General features: G+C 38.8%; 11 protein-coding genes. 9 read left to right on the top strand and 2 right to left on the bottom strand.

Annotation, left to right across the window (positions count from 1 at the left end; translation table 11 throughout):
• Positions 1-230: 230 nt before the first annotated feature.
• Positions 231-1451 (top strand): exonuclease subunit SbcD, encoded by a 1221-nt coding sequence (sbcD, locus tag H0W62_04325; protein ID MBA3647767.1) that lies wholly within the window; start codon positions 231-233, stop codon positions 1449-1451.
• Between the two features lie 3 nt (positions 1452-1454).
• The gene (locus tag H0W62_04320) at positions 1455-4514 is read left to right on the top strand and encodes an AAA family ATPase (protein ID MBA3647766.1); all 3060 of its coding nucleotides are present in this window, start codon (positions 1455-1457) and stop codon (positions 4512-4514) included.
• A 73-nt stretch (positions 4515-4587) separates the two neighbouring features.
• Here the strand turns inward: H0W62_04320 and H0W62_04315 are convergent, their stop codons facing one another.
• Positions 4588-6633, bottom strand: a complete 2046-nt coding sequence (locus H0W62_04315; protein ID MBA3647765.1) for an Omp28-related outer membrane protein — start codon at positions 6631-6633, stop codon at positions 4588-4590.
• Between the two features lie 69 nt (positions 6634-6702).
• On the opposite strand from H0W62_04315, the gene H0W62_04310 reads away from it, so the two are divergent.
• Together H0W62_04310 and kdsB are read left to right on the top strand one after the other, a co-directional pair.
• Entirely contained in the window at positions 6703-11169 is a 4467-nt protein-coding gene (locus tag H0W62_04310) for a T9SS type A sorting domain-containing protein (protein ID MBA3647764.1), read from the top strand.
• Between the two features lie 432 nt (positions 11170-11601).
• Complete coding sequence (gene kdsB / locus H0W62_04305; protein ID MBA3647763.1) at positions 11602-12330, top strand: 3-deoxy-manno-octulosonate cytidylyltransferase; 729 nt, start codon at positions 11602-11604, stop codon at positions 12328-12330.
• 1 nt (position 12331) lies between these two features.
• Here kdsB and H0W62_04300 read toward each other — a convergent pair whose 3' ends face one another.
• Positions 12332-14275, bottom strand: coding sequence for a hypothetical protein (locus H0W62_04300; GenBank protein ID MBA3647762.1), 1944 nt, complete (start codon positions 14273-14275; stop codon positions 12332-12334).
• A 576-nt stretch (positions 14276-14851) separates the two neighbouring features.
• On the opposite strand from H0W62_04300, the gene H0W62_04295 reads away from it, so the two are divergent.
• From H0W62_04295 to H0W62_04275, 5 genes are all read left to right on the top strand, one after another.
• Complete coding sequence (locus H0W62_04295) at positions 14852-17542, top strand: hypothetical protein (GenBank protein ID MBA3647761.1); 2691 nt, start codon at positions 14852-14854, stop codon at positions 17540-17542.
• Positions 17539-18699 (top strand): HAMP domain-containing histidine kinase, encoded by a 1161-nt coding sequence (locus tag H0W62_04290; GenBank protein ID MBA3647760.1) that lies wholly within the window; start codon positions 17539-17541, stop codon positions 18697-18699. The genes H0W62_04295 and H0W62_04290 overlap by 4 nt, the downstream gene beginning before the upstream one ends.
• Positions 18700-18981: 282 nt before the next feature.
• Entirely contained in the window at positions 18982-19335 is a 354-nt protein-coding gene (locus H0W62_04285; GenBank protein MBA3647759.1) for a DUF4907 domain-containing protein, read from the top strand.
• 133 nt (positions 19336-19468) lie between these two features.
• The gene (locus H0W62_04280; protein ID MBA3647758.1) at positions 19469-19654 is read left to right on the top strand and encodes a hypothetical protein; all 186 of its coding nucleotides are present in this window, start codon (positions 19469-19471) and stop codon (positions 19652-19654) included.
• 59 nt (positions 19655-19713) lie between these two features.
• Positions 19714-22794 (top strand): hypothetical protein, encoded by a 3081-nt coding sequence (locus H0W62_04275; GenBank protein ID MBA3647757.1) that lies wholly within the window; start codon positions 19714-19716, stop codon positions 22792-22794.
• Positions 22795-22858: the final 64 nt, after the last annotated feature.

Raw genomic sequence — 22858 nt, 5'->3', positions numbered from 1 at the left:
AAAATTTTATGATTTGACGCTCATTTTGTTCAGGGTCAATCAAGTAATACTTGTAGCGCAATACTTTATTTATAAGAGCATCCGCATTTTGAGATACTGGCAAATGATTATTTAATTTATTCTTCCTTTAGGTCAAGCCGGACTAGCATTCCTATTTCAATCATAAAATGTAAGCAGGATTATTATTCATCTGGTTGAAGTACTTACTTTAACTTAAATATTTTTGCAGGGTGAAAATATTACATACAGCCGATTGGCATTTGGGAATTAAACTTCATAAAGCAGATCTTTCCGTAGACCATAAAATTTTCTTTGAATGGTTAATAAATCTCATTAAGGAAATAGGGATTGAAGTGCTTTTAATTTCAGGCGACATCTTCGACCAGGCTAACCCTGCTTCAGAGGCCAGGCATCTTTATTATTTGTTTCTGGAGAAGCTTATTCACGTTAATTGTAAAGTAATTATCACCGGGGGCAATCATGATTCACCAGCCGTTTTAAATGGTCCCAAAGCTATCCTGGCAATGTTAAATGTAAATATTGTGGCGAGCATTCCAGAAACAAAGGAAGACAGTATTATTGAACTGAAAAATAAGAATGGAGAAATTGAATGCGTTGTTTGCGCTGTACCCTATTTGCGTGATTCAGATATTAGATTGGCAATGGAAGGCGAAACTTATAAAAGCCGGGTCGAGCAGAAATTTTTAGGAATGAAAAATTATTTTGAAACATTGGTAAATTTTGCTTTTGAAAAATACGGAGAAAAAATTCCTGTTATATTGATGGGGCACTTATTTACGTCAGGCGTTGCTACTTCAGACAGCGAACGAGATATTCAAAGAGGCGGTGCAGAAATGTTTAGTTCGAATGATTTCCCTAAAAATTGTAAATACATTGCTTTAGGCCATATTCACAAACCGCAAAAGGTAGGCAACAGTGAAAATATAAGGTACTCCGGCTCTCCTATTCCATTGAGCTTTAGTGAAAAACACGATAAAAAAATTATTTTGGAATTAGAAGTATTCAATGATTGCATCCGGCAGGTATCGGTTCATGAAATACCGTCGGCAAGAACACTTAAAAGATTCACAGGAACTTTTAACGAGGTACAGTCGCAGTTAAAAAACTTTAAAAATTCCAAACGATTGAAATGCTTTGCAGAATTAGAGATTATTGAGCAGAGCAGCAGCCCGTTGCTCACGGTTGACATTCATAAATTTATTACTGAATTTCAAAGTGATGAAGTACAGATTTTAACCTATAAGGTGAAGTTCTTAAATAAACTATCTGAAACAGAAAAATTCCATGCAGAAGATAAAAATATAGAAGACCTGACTCCGCGGGAAGTTTTATTAAAAAAACTGGAAGCTGAAAATGTAAATGAGAAGCAAAAGGAATTAATAAGTGAAGCTTTCGACGAGCTATATAATGAGATAAATGAGGCAGTATAGGAAATGAAGATCTTAAAAATTAAGATTAAAAATATTAACTGCCTGAGGTGCGAGTGGGAAATCAATTTTCAAGCACCTCCCCTTTCAGAAGCAGGCTTGTTTGCTATTACAGGCCCAACCGGCTCCGGCAAATCCACCATTCTTGATGCAATTACACTGGCGCTATTCAACAAAATACCGCGCTTTGAATCAAATATTATTTCTAAAAATTTCATTGAAAAAGCAGGCTCTATACTTACAAGAAATGAAACAGATTGTTTTGTAGAGGTAGACTATAGCTGCAAAAAAGGATCTTACCGCTCGAAGTGGTCTGTAGCAAAAAATAAAAGAGGTGGTCTTCGCGCAAATGACATGGAGCTCGTTAATGCGGTAACGAGTGAAATAATTGTTTCAGGTAATAAGGAAGTACCCATCAAGAATGCAGAACTGATTGGCCTTAACTATGACCAGTTTATAAAGTCAATACTGTTATCGCAGGGGGAGTTTGCAAAATTTTTGAAATCGGATAAAAATGAACGTGGTAAACTTCTGGAAGATATTACAGGAATGAGTATTTACAGGGAGATTGGGAAAAGAGCCTTTGAAAAGTCTAAAGAAAAAAATGAAGGGATTAAAACAAAAGTTGACATTATAGAATCGGAAGAAGGCCAGCTGCTAACCCAGGAAAGGGAAGATAAGTTAGAAAATTTAATTCATACAATAAATGATGAAATCAATAACAAAGAGACGTGCCACTCTAAGATTAAAAAAGCAATCGAAGTAAAAATAAATGTTGAGCAGATAGAAGAGGAAATAAAGAATTACAACAATGAAGAAAAGCAAATAACGGGCAATCTCGAAATCTTCAGGCAGCAGCATGCGCAACGTATCAGCAGGCATGAGCAGCTGTTGCCTTATCTTAATGAAATAAGAAATTATATCTCCGGCAATGATTCAATAAAAAAATTTAATGAAGAGATTAAAAACGAGGAGACGCAATTAAAGAATAAAAAAGATGAAGTAAGTAAAACCTTAAATTCTATAAGCAAGCTTATTAATTCGAAAGTTGAAGCACAAAATGCAATTAAAGCTTTGACCGATTATCGTGACCAAGTAATATATCATGTCACAAAAAAAATTGCTGTTGAAAAGGCATTAAACGAACAAAAATTAAAAATTGTAAGCCATCTTAAGAAGCCGGCGCTTGTTCAATATAAAAATTATGAAAGTGGGGAAAGGATTAGCGAGTTAAATTCGAAAGTCTGTAACGAGCTTTCTGCAGTTTCAGCCAACGTTGATATATTAATAAAACAAAATAGAATAAACCCTGAAAAATTAAGCAGCCACATTGAGTTGCTGAGAGAAAAATTGAGAGCAACAGAGGATTTAAAATTTCAGGTAGAGAATTTTACTGAAAACCGTGAAAAACAAAAGGAAAACGAAAATGCAATACTCGAAACTGCGGAGCTGATTAAAAAACAAGAGCCTCAACTTGAAAAAATTATAGAACGAAAAAATAAGGTCAGCTCAAAAATTACAGAGGTAAGAGATAAGCGTGAAAAAAAATTAAGAGAAAAAAATCTTGAAGAAGAGAGGCAACATTTGAAGCAGGGAGAACCTTGCCCTTTATGTGGCTCGCCTCATCATCCATATATCCATGAGTATTTTAATAACAATTCTGAGCTTACAAAGGAGCTGCAGGATTTAGAGAATGAGAGAAACAGGTATGAAAATGAAATACAAGACTTACAAAGTGAAATTAGTGTCAATTCCGGAAGATTGCAGGCGCTGCAAAAAGAAAAAATGGTAATTGAGAATGAAATGGTGAGTCAGCAGAATAAAATTGCAGTGCGTAAAAAGCAGCTTGCCATAGAAAAAGTGGGTAATGTGCATACGCTGGAAGCTTCGATAGCCAAAATTGAGAATGAAATAAAATCTGTTGCTGAATTAGAAAAATTGATTTTAACAAAAAATGATTTGCATGAATTTAAAAAAGAGGTTGATGTATACACTCAACGTCTTAATGAATATGCGAAAGCAAAGAAAGAAGTAGAATCACGTTACACAGGAACCAACATACGCGGAGATTGCGATACATTAAGCAGCCCGCTTAATAAGTTAAACGATGAAATTCAAACAAGCGAAGGAAAAATAAATTCATACAAAACGCAAATGGATCAATTGAATAGGCAACAGCTGAAGAGTGAAAATATCCTGAAACCCACACTTTCGTCTTTTGGCTATAGTGATATTCTATCGTCATTCAAAGATATTCTTCCTGATGCAGAATTTAATAACCTGAAATATCAACTATCATCTTTTGATGGAAACCTTAAAAGGGTGCAGGCGCTTATTGAAAATGCGAATGAAAGAAAAAAGCAGCTTCTTCCAAATGATGACTCAACAAAAACAAAAGAACAGTTATCAGAGGAGCTTGCTGAGATGATACAAACACTTAATCATGCTAAACAAAACCTGTTGGAATACCGGGCTGAAAAAATTCAAAACGTAACGAGAAAAAACAGGATCATTAAACTAAAGGAACAAGTTGATGAAACGAGGCAGGCAAACCTTAAGTGGGAGCTTCTCTGTAAACATATTGGCGACGCTACCGGAAAAAATTTCAGCACTTTTGCACAGGGCCTAACATTAAAAAAATTAATTATCCTGGCCAACGAACGCTTAAAAAAGCTTAACGACAGGTATTTACTGGATATTCCCCGGAGTGAAGAAGATGATGACCTAACAATTATAGACACCTACCTGGGTGAGGAAAGAAGGTCCGTAAAGACGCTTTCCGGTGGCGAAACTTTCATAGTTAGCTTAGCCCTGGCCCTGGCTTTATCAGATCTGGCTTCAAGAAATGTGAAGATCGAAAGTCTTTATATCGATGAAGGGTTCGGCAGCCTCGATCCTGAATCACTCGACCTTGCTATTTCCACGCTTGAACAGTTGCAAATAGAAAGTAATAAAACGATAGGAATTATATCTCATATTGAATCCTTAAAAGAAAGAATAGAAACCCAAATACAATTGGAAAAAGGCAGTAATGGATTCAGCAAGATTTTGATTGCAGGTATCTAATCACGTTCCATCTGTACTACATAAAAAAACGGAGCGTTTCAAGCCCCGTTTTAAAATACTTTCTAACAGACTTTTAATGTATCACCTGCAGCGATTTCGATGCACTGTGTTCCTTTCCGTTCTGTAAACAATAGAAATAAATTCCCTGCGGTAATGATGAAGTATTGATTTCGATTAATGAAGCATTACTGGAAACATTTTTAGTCAGCATTATCCTTCCGGCAACATCAGTCAAAATGAATGTATAATCATTGGTCAGATTTCCTAAAAGGATAGAAGTGAATTCATCACTCGGATTTGGATAGTTCTGACCAATCAATACAGAAGCGTTGTTCACTTGTTCTATTCCTGTAATGCCGTAAAACCAATCGTAGGCCGCTTTTATCACGTTATCCCGTGTCAGGGATGACATCATTTCAGGACCCGGAGCAATATACACTACTTTAAAAGTCCCGTTATCTGCCCGGACCCCCGCAACTTTATTCGTGTCGTTATTATAATAAAATATAGGTGTTCCAATGCCAGCAGGTGCAATCTGATCAGGATAAAAATAATTGCCATAATAATTAATAAGAGTGATGGTACCCAAACTGCCAAACACAGGATCAACTGGATTGGCTGTCAATGGCCTGTTAGTGAGGTCGCCATCACCAATAAACTGTGCAAACAGGTAATTGGTGTAAAAATCCTGTAAAAGAGGAGAAGCATGTCCGCCGGCAGATGGATCAGCTGAAATGTCCCAGCCAATGTCCTGCCCGCTGATAAAAAGATTGCCTCCGGCGTTCATAAAGTTTTCTAATTGCTGTGCCCATTCTTCCGTAAGAGCGGGGAACGTCCAGCCTACATTATAAAAAATGTTCTTTACACCAGCCAGCGAACTTTCGCTGCTTGCCTTGGTGGCTATTCCCGAGCCCATCGAGGTATATGTGGTCGAACCCGAAGTACTTAATCCCTGGAGATACACGGATTCCCAATGAGATGCATTTTCTGCCTCTCCATCTCCTTTATTACCATCATTATTTACAACAAGATCGGTGATACCAGAGATCACATATACAGTATTGCTTACAGCATCATCTTCAGGATGGGAAACGGACGTTGCAGTAAGCGTGTATTGTGCGAAGCCGGGAGTTGTTCCGGGCGTCACATCAACAGTAATAGGCAGAGACTGACCAGGCTCAATTGTTATAAAAGCAGAATCGGAATAAGTAACTCCATTAACCATGAAGGTTGCCGACCAGTCCGAGGGAGCGTTAGAGGAAATAGAATACCGGTAGTTTTCGGTTTCTTTTCCACTGTTTTCCGCTTGTAAGCTAAAATCCGAAACTATTCCGGGCATACCGGCACTTGTTACATTTTCATTATTGACTACATTCGCTGTCGGATCGAAAGAGGAACCGCAGTTAAACACTTCTTTACTGAAATCATCCTGAACAAAAGCCACTATTGCAAGTTCTGAAGGGTTCCATGCAGAATCCTGAGTATAGGTAAAATAAAAAGTGGTATCACTGCCATTGGCAGGAAGAGTAAGCAACTCACCATCTGTATCAGGAAGCATCAGCCTCATAACATTTGGAAAAACAGTTTCCCCGTTATCCCCATTATAAAATACTGTTCTCTCAATTACTGCTGTACGAAGGTGAATGGTTCCGGCAGACGTAGGGTCTCCGACTGAACTCACTGTTACAAAAACGTTGTGCAAGGTGCCATAAGCAGTATCTGCGACCTCAATTTTTACTGAAGTAGAAACAGCTAATTGTGCATCTACATCAATTTGAGAATATGCTCCTGGAGAAGCATTTTTTTTACTGCCCATCTCAATAACGGTAGGAACGCCGGTGACACCATAATAATTAATACGATCGGCATTTTGCGATGTATTGGATAGATACATGGGGTCATTATTCACGGGCCACCATCCGTGATAGGCGATGCCCCTTACTGTGCTTTTGTTGGCATCAAGTATGGATGATTCAAACCCGGGGTTCAATGCAGCGCAGGGAGGACAGCTGGAGTTGGTGAAATGTTCAAATAAAACGTATTTTCTGGCCTGTGCAAAAAGGATGCTTGCAGGAAGACATAAAATCAGGTAACCGGTTATAAGGATAATTCTTTTCATGTTCTTGGTTTTGGTTAATTGAAGTATTAGAGAGTCGCAAAACTATTAATTCCAAATTAGAGTATCACTGTGAAAAAAAATCCATTAGATATAGTAACAAAACGCAATAATTCGAATTATAAGAATGGAACCTTTCGAGTTCCTTTGCGGTATTGCCTGGTAACAGATATTCTTCCTGCCAAACCCCTTATTTCTGCAATGAATACACTCTACAAACTGCCTTGTTTTGCAATTTTATTTATTTTTTCTGTCTGTACCTATGGCCAGGTATCCTCTTACTCATTTGGCTCTTCTGTTGGGTTATATTCATCTGTCTCAGGAGGTGCCGGAACGGTAATAGTTGCTATTACGGCCGATGACGATAACTTCGGCACATTTCCTATCGGTTTTACATTTAATTATAACGGAAATGACTATACTACCTTTGGCATCAATGCGAATGGATTTATCAGCCTGGGTGCTGTTCCTGTTACGAGTAATAACGCCATAAGCTCCGGCCTTACCAATAATGTAATTTCAGCATTTAATAATGACCTATACGGAGTAACTCCCGGTGCTCAAATTTCCTATCAAACAAGCGGGGCAGCAGGCAGCAGAGTGCTCACAATTGAATGGACAAACTGGGGATTTTTCAGTTCAGGGGGTGGAAATGAGTTTAATTTTCAAATAAAGCTATTGGAGGGAACCAATAAAATTCAGTTTGTATACGGATCTTGCCCGGGTATAACTTCTCAAAATTTACAGGTTGGAATTCGTGGTGCTACCAATGCAGATTTCAATAACAGAACTACCTCTGTAAGCTGGGCTGCTACCACTGCGGGTACTACCGCAGGTGCTACCTGTACTTACAATATCGCAGTAAAGCCTTTGCCCGGTGAAACTTTTGAGTGGACTCCCCCAATTCCTTCACCAAAAACGGTAGTCACCATAACGTCTGTACAACAAACGGGGAATGCAGCACCGGCAACAATAAACAATACCATTTTAAGAGTTGATATTCCGGTGAACGGATCTTTGGGAACATTAACACTTTCATCCATAACCATCATATCTAAAAATACTAATGATGCAGATATTTCTGTAAATGGGGTTAAAGTCTGGATCGGTAATTCCTCTGGCCCTACCACTCAAATAGGAAGCGGACAATCATTTTCTTCGGGATCGGCAACTTTAACTGGCCTGTCGTCAGTTCTGATCTCAGGGGTAAATTACGTCTGGATCACTTTTGATATAAAAATTTCAGCAGTTGTAAATGATATTCTGGATGCCAGAATAAATACCGGCGGCATTACCATAATTGCATCAGGTGGTGCTAACAACCCGGGATCTGTTCCTGCCATTGCTTTAAATCCTGGTGGAAATAAAACGGTAAACTATTGCACCCCGTTTACCACGGAAGGTGGTTGTGGAGGAGATAAAATCTCAGCATTCACTTTTTCAGGAATTAATTATTCAGGAGGCGGCTGTGTTTCCAGTCCTGGTTATGCAGATATCGGAACTACTGCCTCTACTACGCAAGGTGTTACCAGCACCTTCACACTTACGCTTGGAGATGCCGATGACTATGCAAAAATCTGGATTGATTTTAATGACAATGCTTCTTTCGAAGATGCAGGCGAGCTGGTTTACAGCGGTGGCCCCGGTACTACACTTAGTGGTTCTATTGCCATATCACTTACAGCTGCGGCGGGCACGCACCGGTTAAGAATACGCAATAACCTTTCTGCATTGCCTTCATCCAGCTGTTCCTCTGATCAAACCTTTGGAGAAACTAAAGATTTCAGAATAACTATAGCTACAGCTGTCAACTGCAGCGGCACACCTTCATCAAGCTCCACGCTGAGCAGCATAAATCCTTCATGCAATTCCGTTCCTTTCACTTTATCATTAAGTACATCTTATGTAAATATTGGAATTACATTTCAATGGCAAACTTCTATCAATGGATCATCGTATACTTCAATTCCGGGTGCGACAAATGCATCTTATACTACTTCGCAAAATACTGCCACCTATTATCGCTGCCAGGTAGGTTGCTCTTTTTCGGGACTTTCCATATTGTCAACACCATTGCAGGTTACTATGAGCCCCTTCAATGTTTGTTACTGCGTTCCGGGAGGCTCTGATTGCTCTCAGGACGATAATATCACTAATGTAACTTTTGGGGGAATAAATAAGAGCTCTGCCTGCTCTGTAAATGGATATGCCAATTACACGTCCTCGACGGCAACAGCTACACAAGGCACCAATCCTGCAATCTCAGTAACTGTAGGCAACGGGGGAACAGAATACGTGAGCATCTGGGTTGATTTTAATCATAACGGTTTTTTCGATGCAAATGAACGAACCTATCTCGGCAGTGGAAGTGGTCAAACGCTTAATAGCAATATCAGTATTCCGATCACTGCCCTTACCGGGATTACAGGGATGCGGGTGCGCGTGGAATATTCAGCAGAACCTGTGGATCCGTGCGTTGCCTTTACCAATGGTGAAACGGAAGATTATAGCATTAACATAACGCCGTGTACGTCCTTTACTTTTTATGCTGATAGTGATGGAGACACTTTTGGAAATCCTTCAGTAGCTCAATCAGCCTGTGCTGCACCTGCAGGATATGTTGCCAATAATACAGACTGCAACGATAACAATGCCACCGTTCATCCCGGTGCATCGGAGAGCTGCAACGGCATTGATGATAACTGTAATGGTACGACAGATGAAGGTATTGCAACATCTGTCTTTTATGCTGATGCCGATGGGGATGGCTATGGCACTCCTTCTATGAGCCTGCAGCGTTGTGCCGCCCCGGCAGGTTATGTATCTGATAACTCGGATTGCAATGATGCAAATGCATCAGTTCATCCCGGTGCAGCGGAAGTTTGCGGTAATGGAACTGATGACAACTGCAATGGGCAGGTTGATGAAGGATGCGTTCTTTATACATATTATGCTGATGCAGATAATGACGGATATGGCAACTCCGGCAGTTCTATCCTGAGCTTGTCTCCTACTCCACCGGGGGGTTATGTAGCAGATAATACGGATTGTAATGATGCAAATATGAACGTGCATCCCAATGCTGCAGAAGTTTGTAATGGCATCGATGATAATTGCAATGGTCAAACGGATGAAGGTGTAAAGACCACGTTTTATGCCGATGCAGATGGGGACAGTTATGGTAATTCAAATACAACGATTCAGTCATGCAGCCAGCCTCCTGGCTATGTTGCAAATAACACAGATTGCAATGATGGTAATGCCAGTGTACATCCAAATGCTTCGGAAATATGCAATGGCATCGATGATAATTGCAATGGTCAAACGGATGAAGGTGTAAAGACCACGTTTTATGCCGATGCCGACAATGATACTTATGGAAATGCAAACGTAACGATTCAGTCATGCAGCCAGCCTCCTGGCTATGTTTTCAACAGTGGGGATTGTAATGATGGCAACGGAAATATTTATCCCGGAGCGGTGGAAGTATGCAATGGTGTGGATGATAACTGCAATGGGCAAACTGATGAAGGTATTGTTAGCGCATCTGTTAATCCTTCAGGCGCCATAGCGATTTGCGCCGGAAGCACAGTTACGCTGCAAGCCAATACCGGATCCGGGTTGACGTATCAATGGAATAAGGATGGAATTCCTGTTTCAGGGGCAACTTCATCAAGCTTTATTGCCAGTGCCGCCGGATCGTACACTGTCACCGTTTTCTCAGGTTCATGCTCCGCTACCTCATCTGCAACCACTATAACTATAAATCCCTTGCCAACTGCAACCATCACTCCTTCCGGAACTGTAACGGTATGTCCAAAAGTCAATCAAACCTTTACAGCTAATACTTCAGGCGGATACAGTTATCAATGGATAAAAGGATCCACCAACATTTCGGGAGCTACCAAAAGCTCGTATACTACTTCTGTTAAGGCTTCTTATTCTGTAATCATCACTGATGCCAATGGATGTAAAGCCACGAGTCCCAAAACCACCTTAGCCAACTATATTGTATCTGTAAAAATTACTAATACAGGAAATTTGAATATATGTTCAACGGGCTCTGTTATTTTGAATGCACAAGTGGTTACAGGATATTCGTTTCAATGGTATATAGATAAAAATCCTATTGCAGGAGCCACTAATTCTACGTACACCGCAACCCAGCCGGGAACTTATAAATATTTAGCCACTACTCCGGATGGTTGCACCAAATATTCTAAAACAAAAACCGTAGTCGGTTGCAGGTTAGATGCGATGGTGGCGGAGAATTCATTCAGCCTTTTTTCTGTATACCCAAATCCTTCCAGTGGAAGTTTTAGAATCACGCTTCAATTAAAGGATGAAGGAAATACGAGCGCTGTAGTGAAAATTTACAATGCTTTGAACCAGATAGTGTATGCTGATAACTCACAGGTCATTAATGGCGGTTTGGAAAAAAATATAACGTTTCCTGCTGCTATTCCCTCTGGAGTATACTTTATAAGTTTGGCGTTTGAAGGCAAATTTTACACAGGTCAGATAGTCTATCAGAAATAAAATTTGGGAAAGGAACTTTTCAGGATATGTGATCTGCTTTCTTAAAGTATAGAAGCTTAATAAATCCAAAGCGTAATGAAAGACTTGCTATTCATTAAAATTTCTATGTACCCTTAGGCAATGCTTTCACTGAATAAATTATTATAAGAAAAAAGGAATTATATCGTATTGCATTGCAATACAAATGTTTGGAGTACAGTGGCAGTATCTCCCTTGCAGCTGTTATTGCAAACCCTGCCATAGTATATTTTTGTTAGGGTGATTGCGTACGGTAAACTGTATAACGGTCGTATCATGTATCAGAAGTAACAAAGTAATTTTAATGGATTATGGAAAAGCTCTCAATCAATAGGAGCTTTTCTTTTTTCTGCCAGCTATGTAAACAGGAGTTCATTTCAAAAATTTACCTTCAACCTTTAAATTATAGATTTTTTGAGATTTCTTGCCATCATCCCATCACGATATGCCTCCACACGTTTTCCTGGAAAGCCGTTGCAATTAATTAATGGCAAACCCATGCTTCAGCATGTCTTTGAAAGGGTAAAGGAAAGTGGATTGTTTGAAAGAGCAGTGGTTGCAACGGATGATATGCGAATTGAAAAAGCAGTGGAAAACTTTGGCGGAGATGTGATAATGACATCCCTTCATCATCAATCAGGAACGGGTAGATGTGCAGAGGCAGCAGAAAAAATCGGTGGTAATTTTGAAGTAATAATAAATGTGCAGGGTGATGAGCCTTTTATCGAGCATACTCAATTAAAGATGTTGTGCCGTTGCTTCCTCGATAACACGGTTAAAATTGCTACTCTGATAAAAAAAATTGAAAAGCAGGAAGAGCTATTCGATTCAAATGTAGTTAAATGTGTAACTGATATCAGCGGAAAAGCATTGTATTTCAGCCGTTCACCAATACCATTCTTGAGAGATAAGCCTCAAAAAGAATGGGTCTATTCTACAGACTATTTTAAACACATAGGTATATATGGGTATCGAATTAAGGAATTGTTGCACCTGGTTAAATTGCCACCAAACCGTTTAGAACAAGCTGAATCACTGGAACAGCTACGCTGGCTTTCCAGCGGATTTACAATACATACCGCATTAACTGAAATAGAAACGGTGGCTATTGATACTCCTGAGGATCTCCTCAAGATCAGGTGATTTACTTTATTCCTGCCTTATTTTTTAAATGAATTATTAAATCCTGCGGTATATCTATTCCTAACTTTACCGCTTGCAGGGCATCCTGATATGCGGCACTGAATTGACCGGACTTTTCTAAAGCCTGCATTCTTCCATAATAGTTGTTTCCATTACTTCCATCTTCAAGAATTGCTTTCGTATATTCTTCAATGGACAATTTATAGTCAGGTTTCTGCAAGTATAAGGAACCCAGATTACTGTGAAGACCGGTAATTTTTGGGTCATATTTCAATGCCAGCTGATAGTTTGAAATAGCGGAATCAGGCATATTCCTCATTCCATATAAATTTCCAATATTTTGATAAGCATCTGCATACTTTGGCTTTATTTTTAACGCAGTGTGGAAATCCATCAAAGCGCTGTCAAACTTTTCTGCCATGCCAAAAGACACTCCACGATCCATATAGGGATCTGCCAAATCCGGTCTTATCTTCATTACCTTCTTCGCATCTATTAAAGCTGAATCCATGTTGTTTAACTTTTTAAAAACAGAATACCTGTTAATGAGTGCATTATCATAAGTGGGATTTAATCTTAAAGCTTCGTAAAAATTACTCTTCGCCAGCAAAAGCTGATTCGTCTGTAAATAGTACCATCCCAGGTTATTGTAAGCGATAGGAAAACCTTTATAATTTTCTATTACATTAGTCCATAATGTTTCACTGTTTTTCCATACTCCAGAACGAATAACAGTATCTATAAATAAAAAGATAACCCACGTAGCGGCAATGATTATTAAAATGCCAGCACTTTTTACTTTATAATTTTCCCATGCCCTGGCTACCATTGAAGCGAGCCATATAAATAGTCCAAGAAATGACAAATAAGAATATCTGTCCGCTGTCAAGGCTCCTCCTACCGGAAGAAACTGAAGCACCAGAAAAATATTAATGATAAAAAACAGGCTGCCAAATACTAACAGCGTGTTTCTTCTAAAATAAAACACTAAAAAAGAGATAATCAGCAACAGCACAGGCGAAGCATAAACAATTGCCAAATATTTTCCATCAATAATCTGCGGATAAGCGTAGTAGGCAGAAAGCTTAACAGGAATAAAAAGCCGCTGCAGGTAATTAATTATAGCATAAGAGGCAAACATTGAACGCTGGGTTCCTGAATAAGCATTTATATCCTGAACCGCATGTACCGATTGCTGTGCAAATATGGCGACTATCCCAAATATAATCGCGATGATAAAAAGAGGAACTTTATCTAACTGACTGCGAATCGATATCTTTTTCTTTTGAAACCAATTTATCAAAATCATAATAACAGGTAAGGTTACTGCCTGTCCTTTCGATAAAAGTGACAGCAAAAACAGCAGAATGATTAGCACATATTTCTTTCGATCGATTTTTCCTTCATTGGAATATTTTGCATATTGGATCAGCGCTCCCAAATAAAACAATACGTATAAGAGGTCTTTCTGGGCGGCTATCCACGATACTGATTCCACATGCAAGGGGTGAACCGCAAAGAGAATGGCAGCTATGAGCCCTATATTATTATTTTTTGTAAGAAGAAGAGTAAACCAAAAAACAAGCAGAGAATTAATGATGTGCAGCAGCAGGCTAACAAGATGGAATCCAAAAGCATTATCACTGAAGAATTGATATTCAATTGACTGCACTAAAACCGTTACCGGATGATAATTGCCTAATACGTACGAGGTGAATATGCCTTTCAGATCGAAAGTCTTTACCAATGTGTTTTTTAATACGTAACCTTCGTCGTCCCAATCCGTCCATCCATTGCTTAACGAGTGTGCATAAGCAAGAAAAGTAAAAATTGCTATTACAAGGCACAGCGAACGATTATGCTGAAAAAAGGTGCCAGGCTCTCTTTTCGCAGCGTTAGGTTTTTTCTGTGTCTCTGCTTTTTGGCGTAATTGCCTCTTACTCATTCTGTGAAAATAGAAAAGAGCAAAGACTTTATAAAGCTTTAAATGTAATTACCAAACATGTAAATCTGGTACTGAAATTTATCATTAAGCGCTGGAATGCCATTGAGAAATTACACATTAACCTTTATCGTATCACAATTGTTTGTTTGCTAGTAAACTAAACAATTGATAGTAACTGATGAAGAAATTATAGTGTCCGGATTTACAACCGGTTCGGATAAAAAGATGCTGGAGCTTGTAGGATTAAACACGAATAATTCCTAAAACAGTAATTGGCAACGATGGTCAATTAAGTAATGATAGTTATCAACCCACATTAATTTAAAAGGGATTCGCATGCGTCTACGAATCCCTTCCAAAACTCCTCTCAGTTCTCTCATCACAACAACCAAAAGAGATCTTAAAAATAGCAACAGGAAATACTGCCCGCAAATCTTCGTTTCTGAGCGGGTAAAGTAATTTGTTGAATGAGAAAAGTAAATAACTGAAGCCTGAATACTTCAATTCACATATTCCTGTTTAAAACCCTGGTGGCGCCCAGGTTGATCGCGTTGTGTTTATTATAATTTTACCTGCATGAAGAGTACAATTAGGTTTTCGAAAATTTTCCTGGCAATAATAAAAGTCACTTCCATTACGGTGGTGCTTTTGATGGTGGCTGCGATTTTCATCACTATTGCATTTGAAAATTCAATAAAAGGAATTGCCATCAGGGAACTCAATAAGCAACTCGCAACAGAGGTAAAGGTGAATGGTGACGTTTCATTTTCTTTCCTCAGCCATTTTCCCTATGCTTCTCTACAGTTTAACCAGGTAGAAATCACCGAATCGCTTCCAGAAAAAAATAATTTGCTTTCTGCTCAGAAAATCTCATTACTATTTAACGTGTGGGATCTGCTTGGAAGCAACTATAAAATAGTAAAGATAATTATGAGTGACGGAGCAGTTAATATTCATGTTACAGCTCAGGGGCAAACTAACTTTGATATTATTAAAAAGACTGCATCTTCGAAACCATCAGATTTCCGGCTGAATATTAATAATGCAATATTGTCTAACATCCTTATTGACTACATTGATGACCGCTCAAATCAGCGATGTGTTTTACAAACACATGAATCCTCTCTGAGCGGAGACTTCTCATCAGATCATTTTTTACTTGACATTCAATCTGACCTCTTAGCTAAGCAATTGCTCATAAACGGAGAAGACTTTTTGCCTGAACGGGATATAAAATTATCCTGCCGAATAGATATTGACCTTGCTAAAAACTTTTATTCTTTTAAAAATGGAACTGTTGAGATTGCCGGTAATCGGTTTGCTATTGACGGTAATGTACTTTCGCTGGTAAAGGGAAATCAGCTTGATTTACACATTTCAGGAAAAGAATTAAAAATTGAAAAAATTGCTTCGCTGCTGCCATTAAAATTGGCAACCTATTGCTCTCATTTTTCAAGTCGCGGAAATTTAGGATTTGACCTCAGTATTAAAGGTAATAACTCTGCTGATGAATCTCCGCTGGTTAACTGCTCTTTCGTAATGAAGGATGGGTCAATAACTCACGATAATATGAAAGCCACCTTTGACCATGTTAATCTTAACGGGGTTTACTCAAATGGCCAAAGTCATAACCGCGGAACATCCTATGTGGAATTAAATAACCTGTCTGCGCTTTTTCAGGGAAACAGGATTGAGGGGTCGGCAGTAGTTCGCAACTTGGAGAATCCCTATTTTGATATTAATCTTAACGGAAACCTTTTCCTGAGGAATCTGGCACCTATGCTTGAATCCGATTTAATAAAGGATATGGATGGTTCTGTATCCTTCAGTCAGTTTTATTTTAGGGGTGCAATGAACTCCTTGGTTTCAGCATCAAATTTTAATAACATAGCCGCTGGTGGCAGTTTTAAACTGGATGATGTAAAGGTGGCAACTGCAAAAGCTGTCTATACACACTTAAACGGCAGTTTTCAAATTAATAATAATGAAATCTCCTTCCAGCAGTTTCGATTCAATGCACGTGAGAGCGATCTGCAATTTGAGGGAACTATTAAAAATGTAATTCCTTTCTTAATCACTTCGCTCAATACTTCCGGCCGAAACACTCAAAAAATAACTGCAAATGTGGCGCTGTCATCTCACCATTTACAATGGGAAGACCTGGTGGGAACCTCTGTTACAACGGTCAATGATACACCTGGAAGATCCAATTTTTCCATTCCGCCGGTGTTTTATTTTTTGCAGGGAAATATTACAGGTAACGTAGAACATTTTAATTATCTAAAATTCTCTGGTTCAAACCTACATGGAAATGTAGTATTGCCCGGTGAGATTATATTTTTTAATGATGTGGGTATGAATACCCAAAACGGCACGTTACTTACCAATGGAAAGCTGGACATATCGGATAAAAGCCACAACCTGCTTGACCTTACGGCAAAGGTGAACCAAATTGACATTACCCAGCTTTTTTATGAATTTGACAATTTCGGCCAGGGTATCTTAACGTCTAAGAATCTGAAGGGATTTGTGACATCAACTATTGTCCTGCACGCCGCATGGAATGGAAAAATTTTCGATGCTTCAAAGTTGTATGCACTTGCTGATGTAACTATAGAGAACGGTGAACTGAATAATTTTCAACCGATGATGGCGCTTGCGAGTTTTGTAAAAGTAGAGGAGTTAAAAAATATTCAGTTTAGCAGATTGCAGAACCAGGTGGAAATAAAAGATAGAACCATCAACATCCCGATAACAAGCATCTTTACAAATGCGTTGAATCTCCAGCTCTCCGGCACCCATAGCTTTGAAAATGATATTGATTATAAAGTGCAGTTAAACCTGCTCAAGTTGCTAACAACAAAGTTTCGTAAAAGCAGCTTGACTGTGGACGATGCAGAACAAAATACGCAGGGATTTTTGAACCTCTATTTAACCATGGCAGGTAAGGCAGGAAATCCCTTAATCAGGTATGATAAGCAAAAGGTGAAAGAAGAAATAGCACAGGACCTCCATAAGGAGAAAAATAATTTAAAGGATGCCCTGAATAACGAGTTTAATAAACAGGCAGATAACCACAACCAGATGAAAGACTGGAAAGCTCCTTCTGAAGCTCAATACCTGCAATTTGAAAATGATTCTTCAGATGATATTACCAGCAGTAATACTGCATCTGAGAAAACCAATACACAGCAGAAACAGCAGAAGGCAGTAAGTAATTTTAAAAATATATTTAAACCGAAATCGCTTCCCAGGGATAACCGATGAGCATCTACGAACAGAGGAACCGCTGGAAGATGATTTTGCTGATTGTGTTGCTCCTTATTATTTCCGCTTCTGTGTGGTATACTAACTTCCTCGCCGGTAAGCTTGCCCGAGAGGAAAGAAAAAAAATGGAACTGATTGCTGATGTATACCAGCGTATCAGAAACCCCACAGGAAATGAAGATGTTGGTTTCATGTTTCATGTAATTGAAACTAATGAAACCGTTCCTCTTATTCTGATTGATGATAGTGGAATTGTCAGGGGCTATAAAAACCTTGATACATTACGCGCAGCTCAGGATACGTCCTATATACGCCGTGAGCTTGCATCAATGAAAGCAGCGCACAAGCCAATCGACATTAAATATACCGCTGATGCACATCAATACATTTACTATAGTGATTCTTATTTACTGGTACAGCTGCGGTATTTTCCATTTATACAGTTTTCAATCATTCTGGCTTTCCTGCTGGTAGCATATTTAACATTCAGCACCTCCAGGCGTGCAGAGCAAAACCGGGTATGGGTAGGGATGGCTAAAGAAACCGCTCATCAGTTGGGAACTCCAATATCCGCGCTTTCCGGTTGGGTAGAGCATATGAAGCTTATACTGGGAAACCATAGTGCAGCCTCGGTGATTCCCGATGTTGAAAAAGATATAGCACGACTGGAGTTGATTGCACAGCGCTTTTCAAAGATTGGCTCAAAGCCGGAATTAGTATCTACCAACCTGTATATAGAAATGGAGCACAGCGTTGAATATATACGGCGAAGAGCTTCGGGAAAAGTATCCATCAATATTTATGCAGAACAGGAAAATAATTTAGATGCGCTTATCAGCCCGCCTTTATTTGAATGGGTAATTGAGAACCTGATGAAAAATGCCCTTGATGCAATAAGTGGTAATGGCAGCATCGACATTTTCCTGAAAAAAGAAGAGCATCAGGTTTTTGTGGATATTAAAGATAGTGGCAAGGGCATACCTGCGTCAAAGTTTAAAACTGTTTTTAAACCGGGCTATTCTACAAAAAAACGGGGATGGGGTTTAGGCCTGTCACTTGCTAAACGAATTGTGGAAGAATATCACAAAGGGAAAATATTTGTAAAAGAATCCCAGCCTGGTAAAGGCACCACCTTCCGGATTATTTTAAAGGCTTAATGGGATTCTGCAGAGGATTATGGTTTCCTGATCTGTTATTCCATTTTCTGTAATCACACGGCCTGTTTCAATGCAATTCTTGTCACGAAGCAACAATTCTAAGTACATTCTTTTAAACAAAATCAGATGAGGAAATACAATTTGTTATATTTTACTACTGTATTTAACTATAAGATTTGAGGATGAATTTTTTTATTTTATATAAAGATTTCTTGTAAAATATGATTAGCTTTCTTCGAAAATACACCTCAGGAAATCTTTAATCTTCTTTAATCACATCTTATGAAAACACTCTTTTTTATTTCCATTTTTTACTGTTCAATAAATATCCTTCATGCCCAACAGGCAGCACCATTATCGCCTGCATCTTCGCAGCAGAATAGCGCAGTAATAAACACCCAATTCACCTATAAAATCATTGATGCTTCCGATAAAACTTTTGGTTACGACTTGTATGCCGATAGCAAGTTGGTTATTCATCAACTGAGTATTCCGGCAATGCCGGGCAATGATGGATTTAAAACAAAGGCAGATGCAGAGAAAGTGGCGCAGCTGGTGATCACCAAAATGAAAAAAGGAGAAATGCCGCCAACGGTTTCTGTAGAGGAATTAAAGAAATTGAAGGTGATTAAATAATTAAATTCTTGTGAGAAAATTCCAATGAAAAAAATTGCACTTTTTATCGCAATACTGTTTGCGTTGTATTTACAGAAGGGATTATTGCTGGATACATGGAGACAGAGAGCCGATTTCGGAGGTATAGCAAAATATGGCGCCTTTGGATTTTGCAATTGGAAACATTGCATATATCGGGACTGGATATGATAATGGTAATGAAGGTTATAGAAATGATTTCTGCGAATATAACCCTACCTTAAACATATGGTCAAAGAAAAATGATTTTAAAGGGGTGGCAAGATACCATGCTGTTGGCTTTGTTCGTCCAGGTTTATAGAAACTTACTTTGATCAAGGTCCTGGATGAAGTGCTATCTTTATTTTGCTTTTCCTTTGAATGAACCACTGTATGCTATTCCGGATTTCTGGTAAGATCTTTACGGTCATTTTTTTTCTGAGTACCGGTGTTTCTTATTCTCAAACCACTTCATTTCGCTTTGAACAGTTCGGAACAAAGGATGGCTTGTCCGATCAATCTATTCTTTCTTTATACGAGGATCATCAGGGATTTTTATGGGTCGGTACCGGTTATGGGTTGAACCGCTTCGATGGTAAAACATTCATCCCGATCTACCTTTCTGATTCTTTGAAAAAAACCCTCTACATCAATGCGATTCGTGAAATAGCAGAGGATGCTGAGAATAATTTATTGCTGCAAACCAATCGCGATGGTATAGTGATTTTTAATCCGAGAACAAATGCTCATCGTGATGCTCTGGGTGATCATCTGGCAGAATTAGGAAATAAGGTATCTAGTTTCCTTATAGATCATAAAAAAAATATATGGGTATTGGGAATTGATGCCCTCATTGAATTTGATCATCAATTTAACGTAATCAGGAAGTGGAATAAAAAAGATTCATTCTATTGGCTGGATAAAAATGTTAACTGGATAAGCGGGGGGCTACTATTGGAAGATCATTCGGGTAACATATGGTTATCCATTAATAGCTCGCTCAATGCCATTGATGCTGAAAGCGGAACTGTTTATAATTCAAAACACAACCCTAAGCACTGGAAAATGTTTGAAGTGACTAATACCGGTTTGAGTGAAGATAGCTTAAGAAACCTCTGGCTAACGGGCAATAATGGAATTTATAAATTCAATCCCACGCAAAATGAATTGAAGTATTATCCGGCTTTGAATGAAATGCTGCTCACGGGCGGATCACTTATTTTGCATGATGGAAAGATTCTGCTTCTTTCGAAGCATCGTGAGTTTTATCTATTCGATCCTGCTACTGAAACATTTCAAACCATACTCGCACATGTATCTCCGGAGCTTCCGCAGGGATTGGGGGGGTGCAATAGTTTTATGCAGGATAGAAAAGGTAATATCTGGTTTGCTTCTGATGCGCTCACCCGATATAAAATTGATAAAAATCCGTTTCATTTCTATGAAGAATTCGGAAACTATTTTCCTGAAGCGCCCGATATTAAAAATGCAATAATCCAAGTAATTCTTGTTGACTCTAACCTTCTTATCCCTACTGCCAATGGATTTTTTATAATGAATATCCAAACTCATTCTCTAAAGCAATATCGTTATGCTTATCCTGATGCAAATAAGAAAAATACTTTTTGGTCTGTAATTGGTTTGGATCCTCAAAACATACTTGTCTCAGCATCTGATGTAGATAACGGAGCGCATGTTGGACTCTATACGATTAATCTTAAAATTCCGGCTATCAATAAATTTCTTATTCCTCATCCTCCCTTATTAGATACCATCACTGCTGTATTTTTTTTCGAAGATTACCAGCATCAAATCTGGATAGGCATGTGGGGGCAGTATGGGTTGTTTAGCTGGAATCGAAAAACAAATCAATTTATTCATTATGGCATGGAGGATAGCGGAGCGCATCATTTTCCTTTCAGGCATTTTGATAGTGCAGCAGAAGATGGTGAGGGTCACATTTGGATGGCCTATTCCAGAGGTAGCATCACCTGCTTTGATTATAAATCAGAACGCTTTATTGAGCTTCCACCTCCTTTTTATAATGAGCTAAAAAATGACAACATCGTCTCCATGTTCAATGATAATCATGGAACTATTTGGGTTGGCACCTTGGCGGGTTTGATTCAATGCTCACTTAATTCGCAGATTTGCCGAAGGTATCGGCGGGCAGATGGCTTGGGAGGAGAAGGAATTTGGACAATTGACCACGATAATAATGGAATAATCTGGATGGGAACAGAGGAGGGAATCTCGAGCTTCAATCCTCAAACTATTCAATTCACAAACTTTACTTTAAAAGATGGATTGCCAGAAAGATCCATGAATTCAATCTTTTTTGATTCCACACGAAATAAATTCTATGTCGCCTCAAATACCGGAATCATCTTCTTCGATCCTGACAGCATTCAAAAAAAAATTGAACCCCTTTATCCTGTCATCACATCTTTTAAGGTGTTGGGCAATTTGAGGAGTTGGAAGGATGATAGCCTGGTGAATTTATCTGCTATGGAGAACTCCTTTTCGTTTGATTTTAGTGCTCCCAATATGCTGAACGCACACGACAATCAATATGCTTACATGCTTGAAGGGTACGATAAGAATTGGATTGCTTCCGGAACCAGGGAGTTCGTAAACTACACCAGTTTGCCCGGCGGCAATTATTCCTTTCGTGTAAAAGCCACTACAGATGGATCGCATTGGAGTGAAATTATTAAGCCGTTACAGATTTATGTGGCAACACTTTTTTACAAGACGGTATGGTTCCAATTGAGTGCAATGTTTATCCTGATGTTAATTGCTGCGACTATTATTTACATTTTCTATCGTTTCAGGCTACAGCGTTACATACTATCACAAAAGCTCAGGAATAAAATTGCAGGCGACCTTCATGATGATATCGGCAGCACGCTCAGCAGCATTGCAATCTTCAGTGAACTGGCGAATGAAGAGATGAAAGATAAATCGGGGCGCACCACAGGGCTTCTTATGTCCATCAATGAAAACGCTAGAACCACTATGGAATCCATGAGCGATATTGTCTGGGCAATTAATCCAAATAACGATCGCTTTGAAAATATACTTCAGCGCATGCGCACTTTTGCATCAGGGATTCTCGAGGCAAAAAATATTGATCTAAAGTTTGATGCCTCCCCTTCCCTGCCGGGTTTGAAATTGTCAATGGAAAAAAGAAAAAATCTGTATCTCATCTTTAAGGAAGCAGTAAACAACGTAGCAAAATATTCTTCATCTAAGACTTGTACAATTAAATTGTGGCTTGAAGGAAAAATACTCAACATGCAAATTGAAGATGATGGAACGGGCTTCGATTTGAATGATTACGCCGCAGGCAATGGATTGGCGAACATGAAAAGGAGAAGCGAGGAAATGCAGGGTAATCTCGACATTAGCTCAATCAAAGAAAAGGGAACAGCGATACATCTTTCATTTTCAACTACATGATTACGCACTTGCAGCATTCTCTCTCGCTTGGGTATCATATATTTAAGGGATCATATGCGGATTG

Source organism: Chitinophagales bacterium, from assembly GCA_013816805.1.
Taxonomy (GTDB): Bacteria; Bacteroidota; Bacteroidia; order Chitinophagales; family UBA10324; genus MGR-bin340.
This window is presented reverse-complemented; position numbering and strand designations above follow the sequence as displayed.

Bases quoted from the DNA above. Each gene is read 5' to 3' on its own strand.
- H0W62_04275 (MBA3647757.1), top strand. From the start codon at position 19,714: ATGAACCACTGTATGCTATTCCGGATTTCTGGTAAGATCTTTACGGTC.
- H0W62_04295 (MBA3647761.1), top strand. From the start codon at position 14,852: ATGAAGAGTACAATTAGGTTTTCGAAAATTTTCCTGGCAATAATAAAA.
- H0W62_04280 (MBA3647758.1), top strand. From the start codon at position 19,469: ATGGCGCCTTTGGATTTTGCAATTGGAAACATTGCATATATCGGGACT.
- H0W62_04285 (MBA3647759.1), top strand. From the start codon at position 18,982: ATGAAAACACTCTTTTTTATTTCCATTTTTTACTGTTCAATAAATATC.
- H0W62_04290 (MBA3647760.1), top strand. From the start codon at position 17,539: ATGAGCATCTACGAACAGAGGAACCGCTGGAAGATGATTTTGCTGATT.
- H0W62_04300 (MBA3647762.1), bottom strand. From the start codon at position 14,275: ATGAGTAAGAGGCAATTACGCCAAAAAGCAGAGACACAGAAAAAACCT.
- H0W62_04320 (MBA3647766.1), top strand. From the start codon at position 1,455: ATGAAGATCTTAAAAATTAAGATTAAAAATATTAACTGCCTGAGGTGC.
- H0W62_04315 (MBA3647765.1), bottom strand. From the start codon at position 6,633: ATGAAAAGAATTATCCTTATAACCGGTTACCTGATTTTATGTCTTCCT.